Source organism: Rubrivirga sp. (genome assembly GCF_049648075.1).
Lineage (GTDB): Bacteria > Bacteroidota > Rhodothermia > Rhodothermales > Rubricoccaceae > Rubrivirga.
In genome coordinates, this window is the sequence record NZ_JBARYR010000661.1 from 1 (window position 1) to 5,488 (window position 5,488).

Consider the following 5,488-nt stretch of genomic DNA (forward strand, 5'->3'; position numbering starts at 1 on the left):
GACCGGCGCCGAGCGCCTCGCGAACGGCCCACGGCTGGCACGCCTGAACATCCGCCGGAGCGCCCGGCTCGTTGTCGACGCGCGCCCGACACGCCACAGCGCCGTCGTCGCGAGCGCGCGCGCTCTCGACGCGGTCCCCGATCCCCACGGCGCCGCGAGCCACCGAATACGCGACGCCGTCCCGCTCAATGCGGTCGAACGCAGGGGACACCAGCCGGCCGTCATCGAGGACGAGACCGACGGGGCCGCCCGCACTCATGTCGAAGTAGCCGCCGTTGAGAACGACGCACGCGCCCGTCCGCTCGGCAAACGTGCTCGGCCCTTCGCGCCCGCTCGAATCCGCCGCGACCTCGACCTCGAGGGCGACCTCGGGACCGAGCCGGACGGCCCACGCCCGCAGCGTGTCCGACGCTGACACACCGGCCCAGACCTGGATCGAGGGCGGAAGCCTGGCCTCGAGGGAGTCGACCGGTGCCCATTCCATGCCTAGCGCCGGCGCTACCGACCTCGAGGACGAGCACGCGGTTAGAGCTAGCGCGCACGACATGCCGAGCCACGCAGCGGAGCGCATCTAGTACGTGCGGAGGTAGCTCAGCGCCTCGGCGTCGAACGCGGGCGAGGCGACCTCGAAGTCGTCGAAAAAGGCGGACGGGTCGCAGGTGTTGCCCTCGACCAGCATCTCGAACTGGGCCGGGGAGATGGGCAGGAGCCCTGCCTTCCCCAGCGTGTTGACGCCGATGCGTGCGATCGCGACCGGCACCGGAGCCGTCGGCTTGGGGCGGATGCCGCCGCCGCGGGCGATCCGTCGCAGGACCTCGCGGTAGGTGATCCGCTCGTGGCCGGCGACGCAGTACGAGACGCCGTTCGAGGCCTCGCGCGTTACCGCCTCCGCCATCGCCGACGCGCACGCCTGGACGTGGACCGGCTGGAGCTCGTACGTGCCGTCGCCAAAGACGGGCAGGACCGGGAACGGGTTGACGAGCGTCTCCCACAGCCGCTTGGCAAACTCGGGATGGGTCGGACCCGGATCGCCGAAGAGCGTCGACGGACGGAAGACGACGGTATGGGTGAACCCGGCGGCCTGGACCGCCTGCTCGGCGCGCCACTTGGTCGTCTGGTACTCGCTCACGCCATCGGCACGGGCGCCGTTGGCGCTCATGTGGACGAACCGCGTGACGCCCGCCGCCCTCGAGGCCTCGACGACGTTGACCGTCCCGTCGACGTGGACGCGCTCGAAGGTGACGCCCTTCCCCGGCGACTCGTCGATGATCCCGACCAGGTGGACGACCGCGTCGATGTCGCGGAAGGCGTTCGTCAGGCTCTCAGGCTTCGTCACGTCACCCCGCACGACCTCGACGCCGTCTCGGATGGCGAGTTGCTCGTCGAAAGTGCGGGCCAAGGCGCGGACGGCGTGGCCGCGCTGGAGCAACTCGTCGAGGACGTAGGAGCCGACGTAGCCGGTGGCGCCAGTGAGGAGAACAGTCATGGACAGGTCGAGGAGCGATGGGACGGTTGGACCGCCAGCCGCGGCGGGGGTTCGCGCAACTCCCGGGAGACAGCCCCGTAACTTTCACTCATCGCTGAAACCTCTCTCCCGTGTCTCCCGCCCGGCTCCGCCTCGCCGCCCGTTGCTCGCTCGCTCTCGTCTGGCTCGGAGAAGGTCTCGGGCTCAAAATCTGGCTCCGCGACGCGTACGAGTTGTCCATCGTCGAGGCCTCGGGATTGTGGGTCGGGTCCCCGGAGGCGACGCTGGTCGCGATCGGCGTCCTCGAGGTCGCGGCGGGCCTCGTTCTGCTGAGCGGCTACCGCGAGCGGCTGGCCGTCGCCGTCACGACGGTCGGGATGGCGGCGATCACGGCGGGCGTCGTCTGGACCGACCCGTCCGTTCTGCTCGCGCCGCTGACGGGCGTGCTCAAGAACAGCGCGCTCGCCGTTTGCGCCCTGGTCGTGTGGTCGGTCCCCGACCTCGAGGCCGTCCCCTCGACGCCCGTTTCCCCAACGCCCGCCCTCTCATGACCCGCACCGCTCTCCTCTCCGCCCTCGAGGACCACCGCCGCGAGTTCACGGCACGCTTTGACGCGTTGCCCACGGAGATCGTCCACGCCCGCCCGTCTCCGAAGGCGTGGTCGCTGGCCCAGATCGCAGACCACATCGTGCGCATCGACGCGGAGCTCATGCTCGAAGGGCCTCCAGCTTCGAGGGCGGCCCGTGCCACGTCGGGCGTCCGAGGCCTGGTGCTGAACGTCGGGCTGAGCCTGCCCATTCGGATTCCGACGCCGCCGGGCGTTCCCAGCATTCAGCCGTCGGCCGACGCGGATTGGGCCGACGTCCGGGAGCGATGGGCGGCGGTCCGAGCGCCGTGGATGCGGACCACGCCCGACCTCGAGGCCGTCGCCTTCCCGCACCCCTACTTCGGGCCGCTCGTCTGGGCCGACGCGCTCGCGTTCCTGCTGGCGCACCACCGGCACCACAACGCCCAGATCCGGCGCACGCTGGACGGCGTGAGGTCGAGTTCGACCTCGAGGCCGGACGGAGTATGAATGGAGGCACGGCCTCGAGGACGGCAGACGCCGGAGCCCGCTGCCGCGCCCTCGAGGTCAGCTGGCGGACACGGCACGCCGTGTCCCGACGTATGATCAGACCGAGTCGCCCGTAGGGGCACGGCGCGCCGTGCCCGAGTCACATTCGACCTCGAGGTCGCGTCACGCGCCGTCAGGGTCTGAGCCGCCTCCGCCGTCCTCGAGGACGAGACCTGCTAGCCCGTTCACTTCCGCCCTCACCTCGTGCCCGGCTACGACCCTGCCCGTCTCGCTTGCGACCTGAAGCTCGAGGCCCGCCGCGTCGGGTTCGACGGGGTCGGGATCGCCAAGGCCGAGCGGCTCGACCTCGAGGCCCGGCGGCTCGAGGCGTGGCTCGAGGACGGCCGCCACGGCGGGTCCGACGGGGCGATGACGTGGATGGAGCGCAACTTCGAAAAACGCATCGACCCGCGCGAGCTGGTGCCGGGGGCCGAGAGCGTCGTGTCTGTCTTCCTGAGCTACTTCCAACCCGGACGCCAGCCCGGCGGCGGCATCGAAGACGCGGCCAAGATCAGCCGCTACGCCTGGGGCGACGACTACCACGACGTGCTCAAGGAGAAGCTGTTCGAGCTGTTCGACTGGCTCGACCGGCGCACGGGCGGGGCCGGCGGGCGGGCGTTCGTGGACTCGGCGCCGGTCTTGGACAAGGCGTGGGCGCAGCGGGCCGGGCTCGGCTGGCAGGGCAAGAACACGAATCTTCTCACAACGACGCACGGCTCGTTCATCTTCCTGGGCGAGTTGATCGTCGACGTCCCCCTCCAAGCCGACGCGCCGTTCCAGGCCGACCACTGCGGAAGCTGCACGCGCTGCCTCGACGCCTGCCCGACGGGCGCCCTCGATGCGCCGTACCAGATCGACGGGACGAAGTGCATCTCGTACTGGACCATCGAGCACCGCGGGCCGGACCTGCCGGAGATCGCGGCCGAGTTCGGCGCGTGGGCCTTCGGCTGCGACATCTGCCAGGACGTGTGCCCCTGGACCAAGTTTTCCCAGCCGACGCGCGACGTGCGCTTCCTGCCACGTCCCGGAATGGAGGACACGCCGGCGCGAGAGTGGGCCGAGATCGACCTCGAGGCGTTCCGCGAGCGGTTCCGCAAGAGCCCGGTCAAGCGCGTGAAGCACGCCGGGTTCGTACGGAACGCGGAGAACGCGACAGCGAACCTCGAATGAGTAATGAGACCAACGACTACGCACTCGCCGGGTCGGCGACCTCGAGGACGGACAGAGCACGTTTGGTATCGGTGGCGGTCTTCGAGCGTCGGAGCGTCGCACGTTCTGGATCCCCACCTCCGCGGGGATGACGCTGAGAGGAGTGCGGATTGGCAAGCGACCTTCGCAGATCTGTCCTACCCCACAGGCAGCGTCAGCCGGAACGTCGAGCCTTGGCCCTTGACGCTTTCGACCTCGAGGTCGCCGCCCATCTGCCGGGCGAGCCGGAGCGCGATGGCCAGGCCCAAGCCGGTTCCGCCGTACTCGCGGTTGACGCGCGAGTCCTCCTGGACGAACGGTTCGAAGACGGCCTCGAGGGCGTCGTCCGCGATCCCGACGCCGGTGTCGGCGACCTCGAGGACGGCCCGAGCGGTCGAGCCCTCGTCCTCGAGAGCCGAAAGGCCGGCGGAGCCAATGGACAGCGCGACCTCGATGCGGCCGGATGGTGTGAACCGGACGGCGTTGGAGACGAGTTGATCGACGACTTGATCGACGCGAACGGGATCGGCCTTGACCGAGACAGGGTCGGCGGGGAGCACGACCTCGAGGTCGGCCGTCGCGGCGTCTTTGTGGCGGGCAGCGACGGCCGATACGATCGCTCCCAGGTCGACGGGCTGCGTCACCAGGTCGATGGCGCCGGTCTCGAGGCGTGACAGGTCTAGCAAGTCGGTGACCAAGCGAAGCGCGCGGTCGGACGCGTCGCGGATGGTGCCGGCGAACTCTGGGATCTCGGGCGGAGCGTCCTCGAGGGCGGAGGTCTCCTCGACCAGGATGTCGGCGAAGCCGCGGATGGCGCCGAGCGGCGTGCGGAGTTCGTGGCTCATCATGCGGAGGAACGCCATCCGGGTCTGGGCGGCCCGCTCCGCGACGCGGCGGGCGAGGTCGAGTTGGGCCTCGGCCTCTTTCTGAGCGGTGACGTCGGAGAGCAGGCCTCCGGCGACCGGCCGGCCGGCGGCGTCGACGCTGGGCGTCGCGCGCTCGCTGAGCCACACGACCTCGCCGTCGACCCAGACGCGGACCTCGATGCGGGAGGCCTCGCCGGCTTGCAGGCGCTCGTCGTGCGCGCGGAAGGCGACGGCGTCCTCGTCGGCGATCAGCTCGGTCCAGTCGGCGTCGCCGGCGAGCAAGGCGTCGAGGTCGAGGCCGGTCAGCGCCTCGATCTGGGGCGACACGAAGGCGTAGCTCCGCCGTCCGTGCTCGTCGTGGCCGACCGTAAACAGGGCGTCATCGAGGTCGTCGACGGTCCGCTGGAACCGCGACTCGGCCTCGGACCACGCCCACAGGATTCCGAACAGCGTCCCGAGGCGGCCGGCGGCGCCTCGCTCCGCGGCAGTCCACGTCGTGTCTCGGCCGAGGACGAACGCGCCCGGTACCGACCCCTCGAGCGGGACGACGAGCGCGGTCGCGCGCGCCAGCTTCGAGACCAACGGTCCGACCTCGAGGACGGCCGGCGCAGACTCCAAGAGCGCCCTCTCGTCGCGGGCGTCGACCTCGAGGAGCGCGCTCGGTTGGGATGGCGGCCACGAGGCGCACCGGACAAAGGCATCGCTCAGCCCCTCGCCGACGAGCGCGACGCCGACCTCGGCCTCGAGGGCGACGGCGAGCCGGTCGAGTCCGCCCTCGAGGAGCGCGAGCGCGTTGGGCTGCGCCAAGGCGTCGTTGCGCAACGCGGCCTCGGCAGCACGGACGCGGGATTCGAG

The 5,488-nt window shown here is 70.8% G+C and carries 6 protein-coding genes; 3 read left to right on the forward strand and 3 right to left on the reverse strand.

Annotated elements, in window-relative coordinates; genetic code table 11:
• Positions 1-571, reverse strand: a 571-nt coding sequence (locus tag WBA11_RS17790; RefSeq protein WP_424521979.1) for a hypothetical protein, incomplete at its 3' end; no start/stop codon positions are given.
• Positions 572-1,486 (reverse strand): NAD-dependent epimerase/dehydratase family protein, encoded by a 915-nt coding sequence (locus WBA11_RS17795; RefSeq protein ID WP_424521980.1) that lies wholly within the window; start codon positions 1,484-1,486, stop codon positions 572-574.
• Positions 1,487-1,596: 110 nt separating this feature from the next.
• On the opposite strand from WBA11_RS17795, the gene WBA11_RS17800 reads away from it, so the two are divergent.
• The 3 genes from WBA11_RS17800 (at position 1,597) to queG (ending at position 3,749) form a co-directional block, all read left to right on the forward strand.
• Entirely contained in the window at positions 1,597-2,016 is a 420-nt protein-coding gene (locus WBA11_RS17800) for a DoxX-like family protein (RefSeq protein ID WP_424521981.1), read from the forward strand.
• Positions 2,013-2,540 carry a DinB family protein gene (locus tag WBA11_RS17805; protein WP_424521982.1) on the forward strand — a complete coding sequence of 176 codons (528 nt, stop codon included), beginning with the start codon at positions 2,013-2,015 and terminating at the stop codon, positions 2,538-2,540. The genes WBA11_RS17800 and WBA11_RS17805 overlap by 4 nt, the downstream gene beginning before the upstream one ends.
• A 243-nt stretch (positions 2,541-2,783) precedes the next feature.
• Positions 2,784-3,749 carry a tRNA epoxyqueuosine(34) reductase QueG gene (queG, locus tag WBA11_RS17810; RefSeq protein WP_424521983.1) on the forward strand — a complete coding sequence of 322 codons (966 nt, stop codon included), beginning with the start codon at positions 2,784-2,786 and terminating at the stop codon, positions 3,747-3,749.
• Between the two features lie 176 nt (positions 3,750-3,925).
• Here the strand turns inward: queG and WBA11_RS17815 are convergent.
• The coding region (locus WBA11_RS17815; protein ID WP_424521984.1) for a PAS domain-containing sensor histidine kinase at positions 3,926-5,488 on the reverse strand (1,563 nt) is incomplete at its 5' end.